The 13,853-nt window shown below is 69.4% G+C and carries 15 protein-coding genes; 10 read left to right on the plus strand and 5 right to left on the minus strand.

Annotated elements, in window-relative coordinates; all coding sequences use genetic code 11:
- Positions 1-36: 36 nt before the first annotated feature.
- Genes HWX00_RS12295 through HWX00_RS12305 form a run of 3 tightly spaced genes read right to left on the minus strand, consistent with a single transcriptional unit; the run spans position 37 to position 2,430 of the window.
- Positions 37-804, minus strand: coding sequence for a maleate cis-trans isomerase family protein (locus HWX00_RS12295; RefSeq protein ID WP_034192095.1), 768 nt, complete (start codon positions 802-804; stop codon positions 37-39).
- Between the two features lie 20 nt (positions 805-824).
- Positions 825-2,069: a D-amino acid dehydrogenase gene (locus tag HWX00_RS12300; protein ID WP_049032443.1), complete on the minus strand. Its 1,245-nt coding sequence runs from the start codon at positions 2,067-2,069 to the stop codon at positions 825-827.
- 13 nt (positions 2,070-2,082) lie between these two features.
- Positions 2,083-2,430 carry a RidA family protein gene (locus HWX00_RS12305; RefSeq protein WP_034192093.1) on the minus strand — a complete coding sequence of 116 codons (348 nt, stop codon included), beginning with the start codon at positions 2,428-2,430 and terminating at the stop codon, positions 2,083-2,085.
- Between the two features lie 306 nt (positions 2,431-2,736).
- Here HWX00_RS12305 and HWX00_RS12310 point away from each other — a divergent pair, with 306 nt between their 5' ends.
- From HWX00_RS12310 to rfbB, 10 genes are read left to right on the plus strand one after another with little or no spacing between them, the layout of a single operon-like run.
- Positions 2,737-3,831 carry an ABC transporter substrate-binding protein gene (locus HWX00_RS12310; RefSeq protein WP_049032445.1) on the plus strand — a complete coding sequence of 365 codons (1,095 nt, stop codon included), beginning with the start codon at positions 2,737-2,739 and terminating at the stop codon, positions 3,829-3,831.
- A gap of 16 nt (positions 3,832-3,847) precedes the next feature.
- Entirely contained in the window at positions 3,848-4,741 is an 894-nt protein-coding gene (locus HWX00_RS12315; RefSeq protein ID WP_059560921.1) for a branched-chain amino acid ABC transporter permease, read from the plus strand.
- Complete coding sequence (locus tag HWX00_RS12320) at positions 4,734-5,621, plus strand: branched-chain amino acid ABC transporter permease (protein ID WP_082744754.1); 888 nt, start codon at positions 4,734-4,736, stop codon at positions 5,619-5,621. The genes HWX00_RS12315 and HWX00_RS12320 overlap by 8 nt, the downstream gene beginning before the upstream one ends.
- On the plus strand, positions 5,618-6,400 hold the full coding sequence (locus tag HWX00_RS12325) for an ABC transporter ATP-binding protein (protein ID WP_175028274.1): 783 nt from the start codon (positions 5,618-5,620) through the stop codon (positions 6,398-6,400). The genes HWX00_RS12320 and HWX00_RS12325 overlap by 4 nt, the downstream gene beginning before the upstream one ends.
- The gene (locus HWX00_RS12330) at positions 6,397-7,116 is read left to right on the plus strand and encodes an ABC transporter ATP-binding protein (RefSeq protein WP_034192088.1); all 720 of its coding nucleotides are present in this window, start codon (positions 6,397-6,399) and stop codon (positions 7,114-7,116) included. Before HWX00_RS12325 ends, HWX00_RS12330 begins: the two co-directional genes overlap by 4 nt.
- On the plus strand, positions 7,113-8,492 hold the full coding sequence (locus tag HWX00_RS12335) for an MFS transporter (protein WP_069706174.1): 1,380 nt from the start codon (positions 7,113-7,115) through the stop codon (positions 8,490-8,492). The genes HWX00_RS12330 and HWX00_RS12335 overlap by 4 nt, the downstream gene beginning before the upstream one ends.
- Before the next feature lie 42 nt (positions 8,493-8,534).
- Positions 8,535-9,431: a glucose-1-phosphate thymidylyltransferase RfbA gene (gene rfbA, locus HWX00_RS12340; protein WP_175028275.1), complete on the plus strand. Its 897-nt coding sequence runs from the start codon at positions 8,535-8,537 to the stop codon at positions 9,429-9,431.
- Positions 9,428-10,000, plus strand: coding sequence for a dTDP-4-dehydrorhamnose 3,5-epimerase (gene rfbC / locus HWX00_RS12345; protein ID WP_049029918.1), 573 nt, complete (start codon positions 9,428-9,430; stop codon positions 9,998-10,000). Before rfbA ends, rfbC begins: the two co-directional genes overlap by 4 nt.
- Positions 9,997-10,881, plus strand: coding sequence for a dTDP-4-dehydrorhamnose reductase (gene rfbD / locus HWX00_RS12350; protein WP_124608295.1), 885 nt, complete (start codon positions 9,997-9,999; stop codon positions 10,879-10,881). The genes rfbC and rfbD overlap by 4 nt, the downstream gene beginning before the upstream one ends.
- The gene (rfbB, locus tag HWX00_RS12355) at positions 10,878-11,882 is read left to right on the plus strand and encodes a dTDP-glucose 4,6-dehydratase (RefSeq protein WP_034192083.1); all 1,005 of its coding nucleotides are present in this window, start codon (positions 10,878-10,880) and stop codon (positions 11,880-11,882) included. The genes rfbD and rfbB overlap by 4 nt, the downstream gene beginning before the upstream one ends.
- 181 nt (positions 11,883-12,063) lie before the next feature.
- On the opposite strand, the gene HWX00_RS12360 is transcribed toward rfbB, so the two are convergent.
- Complete coding sequence (locus tag HWX00_RS12360; protein WP_425129240.1) at positions 12,064-12,459, minus strand: LysR substrate-binding domain-containing protein; 396 nt, start codon at positions 12,457-12,459, stop codon at positions 12,064-12,066.
- Positions 12,460-12,549: 90 nt separating this feature from the next.
- Positions 12,550-13,788: an SfnB family sulfur acquisition oxidoreductase gene (locus HWX00_RS12365; protein ID WP_175028276.1), complete on the minus strand. Its 1,239-nt coding sequence runs from the start codon at positions 13,786-13,788 to the stop codon at positions 12,550-12,552.
- Between the last annotated feature and the right edge of the window lie 65 nt (positions 13,789-13,853).

The following is a 13,853-nucleotide window of genomic DNA, read 5'->3' on the forward strand; positions in this document are numbered from 1 at the left end:
ACCGGCCTGCGGGCGCCTCGGGTGCTGCGGCCACCGTCATTGCATCAACAGGCGCCCGAAACCCGGCACCGGATCGTCGACGCCCGCGAGCCGCAGCGCATGCCACGCAAGCGCGTGATTGCTCGACAGGACCGGCTTGCCGGCGCGCGCCTCGATCTCCGCGAGCGCGTCGACGAGCCGGAGGCTCGTGCACGACACGAACACCGCGTCCACCGCCGGATCGGCGGCCAGCGCGAGCACCGCGCGCTCGATCGACGCGCGGTCGATCCGCGCCACCTCGTTGTCGTCGCGATGCTCGAACGAGCCCGCCCTGACGACGTCGACGCCACGTGCGCGCAGGTAGGCGGCCATGGCTTCGTTGATCGAGCGCTCGTACGGCGTGAGCAGCGCGACGCCGCGCGCGCCCAGCGCACCGAGCGCGACCCGTGCCGCGGTGATCGGCGTCGTGCACGCGACGCCCGGCCGCGCTTCGCGGATCCGCTCGAACACGCGCTCCTCGCCGAGCACCGTCGACGCGGACGTGCAGCCGAACGCGACCACGTCGAGGCGTTCGCCGGGGCGGATCAGCTCGACGGCCGCCGCGATCCCGCCGTCCATCCGCGCGAGCGTCTCCGCGGTGATGTCGGCGGAGTTCGCGATCCGGCTCTCGTAGAACGCGACGCCGTCGAGCGCGAGCACGCGCCGCCATTCGTATTCGATCGTATGGTCGGTCGCGAGCACGACGAGCCCGATCGCCGCGCGGCGCGCGATGCCCGCATCGAGCGAGAAGCCGAAGCGCGCGTACGAACCGGCATCCTGCTGCATGGGGGTCGTAAGAAGTTCGCTCACTGGAGTGTCATCCCGGTAATGTCGATGTCGGGCTGCCGGCCGTGGATCAGGTCGGCGACGATTTTCGCGGTACCGCACGACATCGTCCAGCCCATGTGGCCGTGCCCGGTGTTGAGAAAGAGATTGCGATGGCGGGTCGCACCGATGATCGGCGTGCCCTCCGGCGTCATCGGCCGCAATCCGGCCCAGTACGACGGCTTCGTGTAGTCGGCGCCGTTCGGAAACAGCGCCCGCGCGGTCGCCAGCATGTGCGCGAAGTCCGCGGGCGTGTGGGTCGTGTCGTAGCCGCTGAATTCGGCCGTCGCGGTCAGGCGCAGCCGGTCGCCGAACCGCGCCCATGCGACGAGCTGGTTTTCCTCGACGCCGCCGAGCGTCGGCGGTTCGTGGCGTGCGTCGATCGGCAGCGTGACCGAATAGCCTTTCACCGGATAGATCGGCAAGCGGTAGCCGAGCCCGCGCGCGACGAACGGCGAGTACGCGCCGAGCGCGAGCACGTAGCGGTCGCCGCTCACGCGGCCCTGCGACGTCTGCACGTAGTCCACCGCGTCCGCGCTCGCGCGCATGCCGTCGATCGTGGTGCCGAAACGGAACTCGACACCGAGCGCGCGGCAGCGTTCGGCGAGCGCCCGGGTGAACAGGTGCGCATCGCCGCTCTCGTCGGACGGACAGTAGATCGCACCGGCGATCGCATCCGCCGCGCCGGCAAGCGCGGGCTCGCGCTCGATCACCGCGCGCGAATCGAGCGTCTCGAGCGGCAAGCCGTTCTCGGACAGAATCCGCATGTTCGCGATGCCGCGCTCGAACGATGCGGGATCGCGGTACAGATACAGCAAGCCGCTGCTGATCCGGTCGTACGCGAGCACCTCGTCGCGGGTCGCGGACTGCAGCTGCTGCTGCGCGTAGCGGCACAGCCGCACCTTGATCGACGTGTTCCGGCGCGAGCGCTCCGCCGTGCAGTTCCGCAGGAACAGACGGCACCACGCCCACATCCGCCAGTCCGGCGACCACTTCAGGCGCAACGCCTGCCCGTCCGAAAACAGCGACTTGAGCAGGATCTTCGGCGCGCGCGGGGAGGCCCACGTATAGGAATGCCCCGGCGCGATCAGTCCCGCGTTCGCGAAGCTCGTCTCGAGCGCGACGCCGTCGCGCCGGTCGACCACCACGACCTCGTCGCCGGCCTTCGCGAGAAAGTACGCGGTCGTCACACCGACGATGCCGCCTCCGAGCACGACCGTCTTCATCGCGCGTCCCCCGCTAGCACGCGGCGATCGCCGCGATTTCGACCGTGTATTCGGGAAACGCGAGCGCCGACTCCACGCAGGCGCGCGCCGGCGCGTCGCCCTGCGGCACCCACGCATCCCAGACCCGGTTCATGTCGGCAAAGCTCCGGTGATCGGCAAGCCAGATGCTCGCGGACACGATCCTGCGCTTGTCGAGCCCCGCGCCATCGAGCAGCCGGTCGATCTTGTCGAGGATCTGGCGGGTCTGGCCGGCGACGTCGAGCGCGGTGTCGTCGGCCACCTGTCCGGCAATGAACGCGAAGCCGCCCGCGACCACGAGCTGGCTCATCCGTTCCCCCGCGCCATAACGCTTGATTTCCATCGCACCGCCTCCGCTTCCGTGTCGAGTGGGTTGAATTCTAAGCATCCATATTCACGACTGTATACACTTTTTTCAAAAAGATTCGACGCTGAGCCAATTTGGCGCACGTGCCCGCAGCTGGTGTTTACTGTCGCCCGTATTGTGCATTTCATGCGCTAAAACAACGCATTTTCTTGTGAATTCCGGGGCGCTTCGCGAACCGCTCGAGATTCGTCCAAAAAATGTTTGCCAACGATTTTTGTTCTGTGATTCTGTCGACACTTTTGTATTTCAAACGCGATTCAACATCGATTCAGGAGCGCAAAAATGAAGCTGGGTTGCTGGAGTCTCGGGATCTGCGTCGCGCTCGGCGCGTGGGCAACGTTTCCTGCATATGCGGACGTCAGCGTCGGCGCCGTGTTGCCGCTGACCGGCGCAAGCGCGTCGATCGGCGAGGACCAGCGGCGCGGGATCGAGCTCGCGGTCGCGAAGATCAATGCGCAAGGCGGCGTGCTCGGGCAGAAGCTGCAGGTACGGATCGAGGATTCGGGCGGCACCGCGAACACGGCGCTCGACGCCGCCCGCAAACTGGCGACCGTCGAGCGCGTGCCGCTCGTGCTCGGCGAATTCTCGTCGTCGGTGACGATTCCGGTCGGACAATTCCTCGTGCGCCAGGGCGACGTGCACGTCAACATCGGTTCGTCGAGCCAGCAGGTCCGCAAGATCGGCGCGGGTTCGTTCAGCACGATCGGGCTCGACGACCAGTCCGCGCGCTTCGCCGCGCAGGACGTGTACGACCGCAAGCTGCGGCGCGTCGCACTGATCGCGCCGAACAACGGTTACGGCCAGGGCATCGCCACCGAGTTCAAAAAGCGTTTCGAGGCGCTCGGCGGCACGATCGTCTCGACGGTTCTCTACACCGAGGGCCAGTCGACCTACCGGCGCGAGCTGGAACAGGCGTCGCGTGCGCAGCCCGACGGCTACGTGTACAGCGCGTACGGACAGGAAGCCGCGACGTTGAACCGGCAGGCGTTCGAGATGCGTCTCAACCAGCGGCCGTGGTACGGCATCTACCTGACGATGTGCACGAGCGATACCCCCGCCCAGATCGCGCAGGGGCAGATCGGCCTGGAGGTCGCGGCGCTCGGCGGCAGCGCCGCCGCGTACGCGGCGGCCTATCGCGCCGCGTACCACGAGGCGCCGCGCTCGGCCTTCGGCAGCTACGCGTACGACGCGACGATGCTGTCCGCCGCGGCAATCAATCGCGCGCGTTCGGCCGATCCGGCGAAGGTGCGTGCGGAACTCGCGGCCGGCCAGCCGTATGACGGCGTGACGGGCACGATCGCGTTCGACGCCGACGGCCAGCGGCTGGTGCAGCCGTACGAGAAGGTCGTGTACCGGCAATCCGTCGTCGCGCAGTAGCCACCGGGAGCCTGCGATGCTGCAATTCCTGATCGATGTCCTGATGCGCACGTCCGACCTGTTGCTGGTCTCCGTCGGCCTGTCGACGCTGTACTCGCTGATTCGCTTCCCGAACATCGCACACGTCCAGTACGCGATGGTCGGCGCGTTCGCGACCCTCGGGTTCGAGCGCGTCGGCATGCCGTTCGCGCTCGCGACCGCCGTCTCGTGCGCGCTGGTCGGCCTCGCCGCGACGCTGCTGAACCTGTTCGTGTTCACGCGCCTGCTGCGCTCGGGCAGCGCGGTCGCGATGATCGGCTCGCTCGCCGTGTCGCTGCTCGCCGTCGCGCTGATGCTCGGCACGGCCGGCTCGCGGCCGCTGCAGTACGCGCAGGCGGTGCGCCCGCCGCTGATGGTCGGGGGCGTCGCGATGTCGTCCGCGCAGGCGGCTTCGATCGCGTGCGGTGGCGTCGCGCTCGCCGTGTTCGCGCTGCTGCTGTACCGCACCCGCCTCGGCCGGGCGATGCGCGCGCTCGCATCGAATCGCGCGCTCGCGCTCGCGACGGGCATCGATGCGCAGCGCGTGACCAACGTGATCACGTTCGCCAGCGGCGTGCTCGCGGCGCTCGGCGGCACGATGCTCGGCGCGACCGAAAGCGTGCACGTCAACCTCGGTTACGGGCTGCTGATCCCGGTGTTTTCCGCCGCGATCCTCGGCGGCCTCGGCAATCCGCTCGGCGCGGCGGCCGGCGCTTTCCTGATCGCGCTGGCCGAGACGATCGCGCTCGACGTCGACTTCGGCGGGCTGGTCGGTCGGCCGCTCGCGTTCTTTCCGGTCGAATACGTCGGCGCGGTGTCGTTCGCGATCCTGCTCGTCGTGCTCGTGTTCCGGCCGTATGGCCTCTTCGACGGGGAGGTCCGTCGTGTCTAGTTTCATCGTCCATCTGCTGACCGTCACGTGCCTGTACGCGACGATGGCGCTCGGCCTGAACCTGCAGGCAGGCTACGCGGGGCTCGTCAATTTCGGCTTCGTGGCGTTCGCGGGGCTCGGCGCCTACGCCGCCGGCATCGCGTCGCAGCTCGGCTGGCCGCTGCCGGCCGCCCTCGCGCTCGCGGCGGGCGCGGCGAGCGTGCTGGCCGTCGCGATCGCGCGGCTCGGTCGTCACCTGTCGGCCGACTACTGGGGCATCGCGACGCTCGCGATCGCCGAGATCCTGCGCACGTTCGCGCTGAACGAGGGCTGGTTGACGGGCGGCGCACAGGGTATCGGCGGCATCGCGCCGCTCTTTCCCGGATTGCGCGCGCCGTGGGCCGATCTTGCGTTCCTCGCCGTCGCGGCCGGCGGCCTCGCCCTCGCCTATGCCGCCTGCCGGCTGCTGACCACCGGCCGCTTCGGCCGCGCGCTGAAGGTGATGCGCGAGGAGCCCGCGCTCGCCGTCTGCTTCGGCTACGACCCGGTCGCGCTGAAGACCTGGGCGAGCGTCGCGGGCGCGCTGCCCGCGGCGTTCGCGGGCGCGCTGCTCACCTGGTACATCAGCTACGTCGGCCCGGACGCGATGGTGGCGTCGGAAACCTTCGCGCTGTGGACCATCGTCATGGTCGGCGGGCTCGGCAGCCATGCCGGCGTGCTGGCCGGCGCGCTGATCGTCCAGGCGGTGTACGCGTTCGCGCCGTTCCTGAAGGACTGGCTCGGCGTCGGCAGCGACCTCGCCGGTGCGGTGCGCCTCGGCCTCGTCGGCCTGATGCTGCTCGCGTGCGTGCTGTGGCGCCCGCGCGGCCTTGTGCCGGAACGACTGGAGGTTCATCCATGAGCGCGCTGCTCGACCTTGAAGGCGTCACGATCCGCTACGGCGACAATGCGGTGCTGTCCGGCCTCTCGCTGTCCATCGGCGACGGCGAGATCGTCGGGCTGCTCGGCCCGAACGGCTCGGGCAAAAGCACGGCGCTCAACGCGATCACGGGCTTCGCCCCCGTCGCGGCCGGCGCGATCCGCTTCGCCGGGCGTCGCATCGACACGCTTGCGCCGCACCGGATCGCACGGCTCGGCATCCGCCGGACGTTCCAGTTGCCGTCGATGCCCGCGCGCATGTCGGTGCTCGAACTGGCGATGGCCGCGTCGTCGGCCCGTCACGGCCCCGTCGCGGCGCTCCTGCGCAGTCGTGCGACCCGCACGCTGGAAACCGCGACGCGCGCACGCGCCACCGCGCTGCTCGAGGAACTGAAGCTCGCGCACGTGGCGCAACTGGGCGCCGCGGCGATCTCGGGCGGCCAGAAGAAACTGCTCGGCATCGCGTGCGCGATGATGACCGAGCCGAAGCTGCTGCTGCTCGACGAGCCGACCGCGGGCGTTCACCCGAACCTGCGCGGCGAACTGGTCGCCGAACTGCGCCGCATCCGCGGGCTGGGCGTCACGCTGGTCGTGATCGAGCACGACATGCACTTCATCCGCGAGCTGTGCGACCGCTGCATCGTGCTCGATCGCGGCGCCGCGATCGCCGACTGCCGTCCCGCCGAACTCGAAAGCAACCGCCGCGTGCTCGATGCGTACCTGGGACGCGCCCATGCGCGCCGCCTGATGGAGGCGTCATGATCGACGTTCGCGACCTGGTCGCCGGCTACACGGCCGACATCGACATCCTGCACGGCGTATCGCTGTCCGTCGGGCCGGTCGACATCGTCACGATCCTCGGCCCGAACGGCTGCGGAAAATCGACGCTCCTCAAGGCGATCGCCGGCTTCGTCCTGCCCCGCGCCGGCACGGTCACGATGCATGGCCGCGACATCGCGCGCGTGCCGGTACACCGCAAGATCCGCGAACACGACATCGGCTTCGTGCCGCAGACCGACAACGTGTTCGGCGCGCTGACGGTCCGCGAGAACCTGATGCTCGGCGGCCACGCGATGTCCGCGTTCCCCCGCGAAACGCGGATCGAGGAGCTGTGCGAGCAATACCCGGTGCTGCGGCGCCGCTACCGGTCGCCCGCGGGCGCGCTGTCCGGCGGCGAGCGGCAGATCGTGTCGCTCGCGCGCGCGCTGATGTCGCGCCCGGTGCTGCTGTTGCTCGACGAGCCGTCGGCCGGCCTGTCGCCGAAAATGGTCGACGAGGTATTCGACGCGATCGTGCGGATGCGCGATACCGAGCACATCGCCGTGCTGATGGTCGAACAGAACGCGATCGAGGCGCTGCGCATCGCCGATCGCGGCGTGGTGCTGACGATGGGCCGCGTCGCGCTGACGGGCACGTCGGCCGACCTGCTCGACAGCGACGAGATGCGGCGTCTCTATCTCGGCGGGCGCGCGGCATGAGCACGAACACCGCTCCCGCCGCCGGTGCGGCCGGCGCGCCAGCCGCGCGGCCGGTGCACGTGATGGTCGCGCTTGCCTGCGGCTTCGTGATGGCGATGCTCGACGTGACCATCGTGAACGTCGCGCTGAAGGCGATGCAGGCGAGTCTCGACATGTCGCTGACCGCCCTCGTCTGGGTCGTCGACGCCTATACGCTCAGCTTCGCCGCGCTGCTGCTGTTCGGCGGCGCGCTCGCGAACCGTTACGGGCCGCGGGCGATCTACGTCGCCGGGCTCGCGCTGTTCGTCGCCGCGTCGGTGCTGTGCGCGGCCGCGCAGACGAGCGGCATGCTCGTCGCCGCGCGGCTGCTGCAGGGCGTGGGGGCCGCGCTCTTCATGCCGAGCTCGCTGAGCCTGCTCACGCTGGCGTTTCCGGCCGGACCGCTGCGCACACGGATGATCGGCATCTGGGGCGCCCTGGTATCGGCGGCGATGGCGATCGGGCCCTGCATCGGCGGCATCCTCGTCGACGCGATCGGCTGGCGCGGGATCTTCTGGGTCAACCTCCCCGTCGGGCTCGCCGGCCTGTGGCTCACGCGCCGCCATGTCGGCCATTCGCCGCGCCATCCCGGCCCGCTGAACACGCTCGGCCATCTGCTCGGCGCGCTCGCGCTCGCGGCACTCAGCTATACGCTGATCGAGGGGCCGGGCGCCGGCTGGCGCTCGCCCGCCATCGTCGCCGGTGCGGCCGTGACGTTCGCCGCCGGCGCGGCATTCGTCTGGCGCGAACGTGGCGCCCGCGACCGGATCCTGCCGCCCGCGCTGCTGCGCAACCGGCGCTTCGTCGCGGGCGGCCTGCTCGGGCTCGCGATCAATTTCGGCATCCTCGCGGAAATCTTCCTGCTGAGCCTTTACCTGCAGCAGGTGCGCGGTGCAAGCGCGCTGCGCGCCGGCTTCGAGCTGTTTCCGCTCATGGCGATGTTCGGCATCGGCAATCTCGCGTCCGCCCGCGTGAGCGCGCGGCTCGGTCCGCGCGGCACGCTGCTCGCGGGCCTGGCGCTCGCCACGCTCGGCAGCGCCGCGCTGATCGGTATCGAGGCGCTCCCTTACACGGCGCTCGCGATCGCGGTCGGCATCGCGAACTTCGGTGCGGGCCAGGCCATCCCCGCGATGAATCTCGTCGTCATGCAGTCGGCCGGCCCCGCGGACGCGAATCTCGCCGCCGCATCGCTGAACGCGAGCCGGCAGATCGGCTCGCTGGTCGGCGTGGCGATCGCGTCGGTCGTGCTTCATGCGATCGCCAGCCCGGACCGCGCAACCGCGGCCGGTTTCGCCGTGATCGCGCTGGTCTACCTGGCCGGCTTCGCGATCGTGTTCGGACGCATCGACCCGGGTTGACGCGCACGCGGGCCCGCCCTTCTTCATGACAGCGAGGACATCATGCACACAGCGACTGGCCGTAAGGGATTGATTCTGGCGGGCGGATCCGGCACCCGGCTCCATCCGCTCACGCATTCGGTATCGAAGCAACTGATGCCGGTGTACGACAAGCCGATGATCTACTACCCGCTCAGCACGATCATGCTGGCCGGCATCCGCGACGTCCTGATCATCTCGACGCCGCGCGATCTCGACGCGTTCCGGCAACTGCTCGGCGACGGCGAACAATGGGGCATGAATTTCTCGTACGCGGTGCAGCCGAGCCCGGACGGACTCGCGCAGGCCTTCGTGATCGGCGCGCCGTTCATCGGCAACGACGCCGCGACGCTCGTGCTCGGCGACAACATCTATCACGGTCCGGCGCTGTCGGCGCTGCTGCAGCGCGTCGCCGCGCGCACGACGGGCGCAACTGTGTTCGGTTATTACGTGCGCGACCCGGAGCGCTACGGCGTCGTATCGTTCGACGAGCACGGGCGGGCGATCGATCTCGAGGAGAAGCCGCGCGACCCGAAATCGCACTACGCGGTGACGGGGCTTTACTTCTACGACAACGACGTCGTTTCCCTCGCGAAGGAGGTGCGCCCGTCCGCGCGCGGCGAGTTGGAGATCACGGACCTGAACCGCGCCTATCTGGCGAACGGCAAGCTGAACGTCGAGATCCTCGGCCGCGGTTATGCGTGGCTCGACACCGGCACGCACGAGTCGCTGCTCGACGCGGCGAATTTCATCCAGGTGATGCAGGCCCGCCAGGGGCTGCAGATCGCCTGCCCCGAGGAAATCGCGTACCGGCTCGGCTGGATCGACTCGCAGCAGCTCGAAGCGCTCGCGCACGCGCTGTCGAAAAGCGGTTATGGCCGTTACCTGCTCGACGTCCTGAACAAGGAGGTCGCCGCATGACGTCCGTCATCGAGACGACGCTGCCGGGCGTGCTGCTGATCGAACCGGCGAGCTTCGGCGACGCGCGCGGCTTCTTCGTCGAAAGCTATCGCGAGTCGTGGCTGCGCGACGCAGGTGTCGATGCAGGTTTCGTGCAGGACAACCACTCGCGCTCCCGGCGCGGCGTGCTGCGCGGCCTGCACTACCAGTTCCGGCATCCGCAGGGCAAGCTCGTGCGTGTGTCGCGCGGCGCCGTGTACGACGTCGCGGTCGACATCCGGCCCGGTTCGCCGCATCTCGGACGCTGGTTCGGCACCGTGCTCGACGACGTGTCGCATCGCCAGCTGTGGATTCCGCCGGGCTTCGCGCATGGCTTCTGCGTGCTGTCCGACGAGGCCGACTTCGCGTACAAGTGCACCGCGTACTACGATCCGTCGTCGGACGCGGGCGTACGCTGGGACGATCCCGACATCGGCATCGAATGGCCCGCGCTCGACGTGCCGTTCGAGCTGTCCGACAAGGATCTCCGGCAGCCGCGCCTGCGCGACCGGCCGCCGGCGGTGCCCGACCTTCACGGAGCCGCGCGATGACGATCCTCGTGACCGGCGTGCTCGGCCAGGTCGGCCGTGAGCTCATGCTGCGCGCGGGAGGACGCCCGGCAATCGGGCTGTCCCGCGAGCAGCTCGACATCGCCGATCGGCAGGCGGTGCGTGACGCGCTCGCCACGCACCACGCGACGCTCGTGATCAATGCGGCCGCGTGGACGGCCGTCGATCGCGCGGAAACCGAACCCGACGCCGCCTGGCGCGCCAATTGCGCCGGCCCGGCGGCGCTCGCCGACGCGTGCGCCGCGGCCGGCATCCCGTTGCTGCACCTGTCGACCGACTACGTGTTCGACGGCCGCGCGCCAGGCGCGTACGACGAAACGGCGGATGTCGCGCCCCTCGGCGTCTACGGACACACCAAATGGGCCGGCGAGGAAGCCGTCCGCCAGCGGCTGCCCGATGCGCATGTGATTCTCCGCATTGCGTGGGTATTCGGCGCGCACGGCGGCAATTTCGTGCGCACGATGCTGCGGCTCGGACGCGAACGCGACGAACTCGCCGTCGTCGCCGATCAGTACGGCGGCCCGACGCACGCCGCCGCGGTCGCCGACGCGCTGCTCGCGATCGCGGATCGCCATCGCGCGGGCGCCGCGATGCGCTGGGGCACCTACCACCTGTGCGGCACCCCCGTCACGACCTGGCACGGCTTCGCCGAGACGATCTTCTCGCAGGCACGGCGCGCCGGCCTCATCGATCGCCTACCGCTCGTGCGCCCGATCCGCACGGCCGCCTATCCGCTGCCGGCGCCACGGCCGGCAAACTCCGCACTCGACTGCACCCGCATTCGCGAGCATTTCGGCATCGACGCGCCGTGCTGGATCCCGGCGCTCGCCGACGTGCTCGATACCTGGAAACGAACCTCATGAGCCATCGACCGAAACATGTCCTCGTCACGGGCGGCGCCGGGTTTATCGGCGCCAACTTCGTCCATCACCTGCTCGCGACGGATCCGCTGGTCCGGATCGTCAATCTCGACCTGCTCACGTATGCCGGCAGCCTCGACCATCTCGCGGGCGCGGAAAGCACCGACCGCCACCGGTTCGTGCTCGGCGACATCTGCGACCGGCCGCTCGTCGAAAGCCTGTTGCGCGACCATGCGATCGACACGATCGTCCACTTTGCCGCCGAGAGCCACGTCGACCGCTCGATCACCGGCCCCGGCGAATTCGTCCGCGCGAACGTCGTCGGCACCTGGACGCTCCTCGAAGCGGCGCGCACGGTCTGGATGAACGGGCCCGACGCCGACGCGCGCGCGCCGCGCCGCTTTCATCACATCGGCACCGACGAGGTATACGGATCGCTCGCCCCGACCGATCCGCCGTTCTCGGAAACCACGCCGTACGCGCCGAATTCGCCGTATTCGGCCAGCAAGGCCGGCTCCGACCATCTCGTGCGCGCGTACTTCCACACGTACGGGCTGCCGGTCACGACGACCCACTGCTCGAACAACTACGGCCCGCGCCAGCACGCCGAGAAGTTCATCCCGACGGTGATCCGCAACTGCGTCAACGGCACGCCCATCCCGCTCTACGGCGACGGCGCGAACGTCCGCGACTGGCTATTCGTCGACGATCACTGCCGGGCGATCGATGCCGTGATCCGGCGCGGCACGCTCGGCGAAACGTACAACGTCGGCGGATGCAACGAGTGGCGCAACGCCGACATCGTCGACCTGATCTGCTCGCTGCTCGACGTGCGGCGGCCGCAGGGCGCGCCGCACGCGCGCCTCAAGCACTTCGTCGCCGACCGCCTCGGCCACGACCGTCGTTATGCGATCGACGCCGGCAAGCTCGAACGCGAACTTCAGTGGCAACCGACGGAAACCTTCGAGACAGGCATCGTGAAGACGCTCGACTGGTACCTGTAGACGTCGCGATGGGTTGACGCGGCCCCGAAAGTCGATCCCTGGGGGAGGTAAAAAACCGGGGGGCGGCAGGCGCGCCGCGTCTCGCTCGAAAACCTGAAGAACCTGAGGGAAGGGTCCGGCCCATGCGGATGGCCGATCAGCCGCACGAGACGCGCAAACGCGTACGACCGCGCGGGTCCGCCTAGCCAAGCCAGCGCGCGTCGGGCCAATGGCCCTGCTCGAACGTGGTCTTCACGCAGTCGAGCAGCACGCCGACCACGCAGCGAACCGGCGCGCTCGCCTGCCGGCTGCCGGGCGCCGCCAGCACGATCGTGCGCCGCGGCCCGGGCGGCGCGAGCGGCGCCGCGCTCAGCGTGCGCTGCGCGATCTCCTGCGTGACGGCGACGACCGGCAGAATCGTCCACCCGTGACCTCGCGCGACCCGTTCCTTCTGCACGCTCAGCGCATTGGTTTCGGCCACCACCCGCAGCGTCACGTCGGCCTCGGCCGCCGCGTGCTCGATTGCCGCGCGCAGGCCCTGCGGCGCGGACAGATCCGACGTGCTGGCCTTCCGGCATCGGAATGTCCGCGCAAACAGACAAGGTCATCCACTGGCTGCTCTCCGGCCTGGAACCCGGAAGCCAATCCGAATGCCTGCGCCGTCGCCGACGGCCGCCCCGCCATCCGCTCAGTTCCACGCATGGCGCGCCGGACGCACGCCGTTCAGGTAGTAGTTGCCGACGAGGTGGTATTTCCAGCGCACCGGATCGTGCAGCGTATGCGTGCGCGCATTGCGCCAATGCCGGTCGAGGTTGTGCTCGGCGAGCGTCGACTGCGTGCCGGCCAGCTCGAACAGTTTCTCGCCCGCGAGCAGCGCGACCTCGGTCGTCAATACCTTCGCTTCGCCGACCGCGACCGATGCGCGCGCGACGTCGTCTTCGGTCACGTCGCCGCGCGCCGCGATCTCGTCGAGCGTGCGCGCCGCGCGTTCGAGCAACGCCTCGGCCGCGTGCAGCTGGATGTGCAAGTGGCCGATCTCGCGAATCGTCAGCGGATCGTCGACCGCGCGCTCGACACCGCTGTCGACCCACGGGCGCGTGCGGGTCCGCACGAACGCCAGCGTATCGTCGATGGCCGCCTTCGCGATGCCCGCGTCGATCGCGGCCTGGATGATCTGCGACAGCGGACCGTTGAGCGTCGGCACGTCCGACACGCGCTGCGCGGGCAGCACGTGCGACGCCGGGAGGCGCACCGCGTCGAGCACGACCGTGCCGCTCGCGGTCGTGCGCTGCCCGAATCCCGACCAGTCGTCGATCACGGTCAGCCCGGGCGTCGCTCGCGGCACGTATGCGAGCCACGCCTGGTGCGCGTCGTCGAGGCCGAGCACCGGCACGTAATGCGCGAACAGCGCACCGGTCGAGTAGAACTTCGTCCCGTCGACGATATAGTCGTCGCCGTCGCTGCGCACGCGCGTCTTCAGGTCGAGCACGTGCTTCGTGCCCTTCTCCGAAAACCCGTTGCCGAAGCGCTTGCCGCTCAGGATTTCCGCGAAGAAATGGCGCTTCTGCGCGTCGGTGCCGGTCAGCGTGATCACGTCGACCAGCCCGAAATGATTCTGCGGCAGCTGCCCGAGTGACGGATCGGCCGCCGCGACGATCTTGACGACTTCGGTCAGCGTCACATGCGACACGCCCGCGCCGCCGTATGCCTTCGGCACCGTGATCGCCCACAGCCCCGACTGCGAGAACCATTCGATTTCGTCGCGCGGCAGGCGGCGGTCCCGATCGCGCTCGGCCGCGCCTTCGGCGAGCCGTTTCGCCAGCGCGTGCGCGGCTTCGATCGCCTGTGCGTCGTTGGCGATCACGCGGGCGGCATGCGGTTGCGCATCGGCGGGACGCTCCTGAATCGTGGCGCTCGTGTCTGACATCGGACTCTCCTGTCGAATGACGAAAGCATTCAATCTAGCAGCGCGGCGCGAGCCGGAAAAACGAG

It is taken from the genome of Burkholderia seminalis DSM 23518 (genome assembly GCF_902832885.1).
Classification (GTDB): Bacteria; Pseudomonadota; Gammaproteobacteria; order Burkholderiales; family Burkholderiaceae; genus Burkholderia; species Burkholderia seminalis.

What these genes read in the sequence shown, in the direction of transcription:
- HWX00_RS12295 (WP_034192095.1), bottom strand. Translation starts at nt 804, where the DNA reads ATGCAGCAGGATGCCGGTTCGTACGCGCGCTTCGGCTTCTCGCTCGAT.
- HWX00_RS12300 (WP_049032443.1), bottom strand. Translation starts at nt 2,069, where the DNA reads ATGAAGACGGTCGTGCTCGGAGGCGGCATCGTCGGTGTGACGACCGCG.
- HWX00_RS12305 (WP_034192093.1), bottom strand. Translation starts at nt 2,430, where the DNA reads ATGGAAATCAAGCGTTATGGCGCGGGGGAACGGATGAGCCAGCTCGTG.
- HWX00_RS12310 (WP_049032445.1), top strand. Translation starts at nt 2,737, where the DNA reads ATGAAGCTGGGTTGCTGGAGTCTCGGGATCTGCGTCGCGCTCGGCGCG.
- HWX00_RS12315 (WP_059560921.1), top strand. Translation starts at nt 3,848, where the DNA reads ATGCTGCAATTCCTGATCGATGTCCTGATGCGCACGTCCGACCTGTTG.
- HWX00_RS12325 (WP_175028274.1), top strand. Translation starts at nt 5,618, where the DNA reads ATGAGCGCGCTGCTCGACCTTGAAGGCGTCACGATCCGCTACGGCGAC.
- HWX00_RS12330 (WP_034192088.1), top strand. Translation starts at nt 6,397, where the DNA reads ATGATCGACGTTCGCGACCTGGTCGCCGGCTACACGGCCGACATCGAC.
- HWX00_RS12335 (WP_069706174.1), top strand. Translation starts at nt 7,113, where the DNA reads ATGAGCACGAACACCGCTCCCGCCGCCGGTGCGGCCGGCGCGCCAGCC.
- rfbA (WP_175028275.1), top strand. Translation starts at nt 8,535, where the DNA reads ATGCACACAGCGACTGGCCGTAAGGGATTGATTCTGGCGGGCGGATCC.
- rfbC (WP_049029918.1), top strand. Translation starts at nt 9,428, where the DNA reads ATGACGTCCGTCATCGAGACGACGCTGCCGGGCGTGCTGCTGATCGAA.
- rfbD (WP_124608295.1), top strand. Translation starts at nt 9,997, where the DNA reads ATGACGATCCTCGTGACCGGCGTGCTCGGCCAGGTCGGCCGTGAGCTC.
- rfbB (WP_034192083.1), top strand. Translation starts at nt 10,878, where the DNA reads ATGAGCCATCGACCGAAACATGTCCTCGTCACGGGCGGCGCCGGGTTT.
- HWX00_RS12365 (WP_175028276.1), bottom strand. Translation starts at nt 13,788, where the DNA reads ATGTCAGACACGAGCGCCACGATTCAGGAGCGTCCCGCCGATGCGCAA.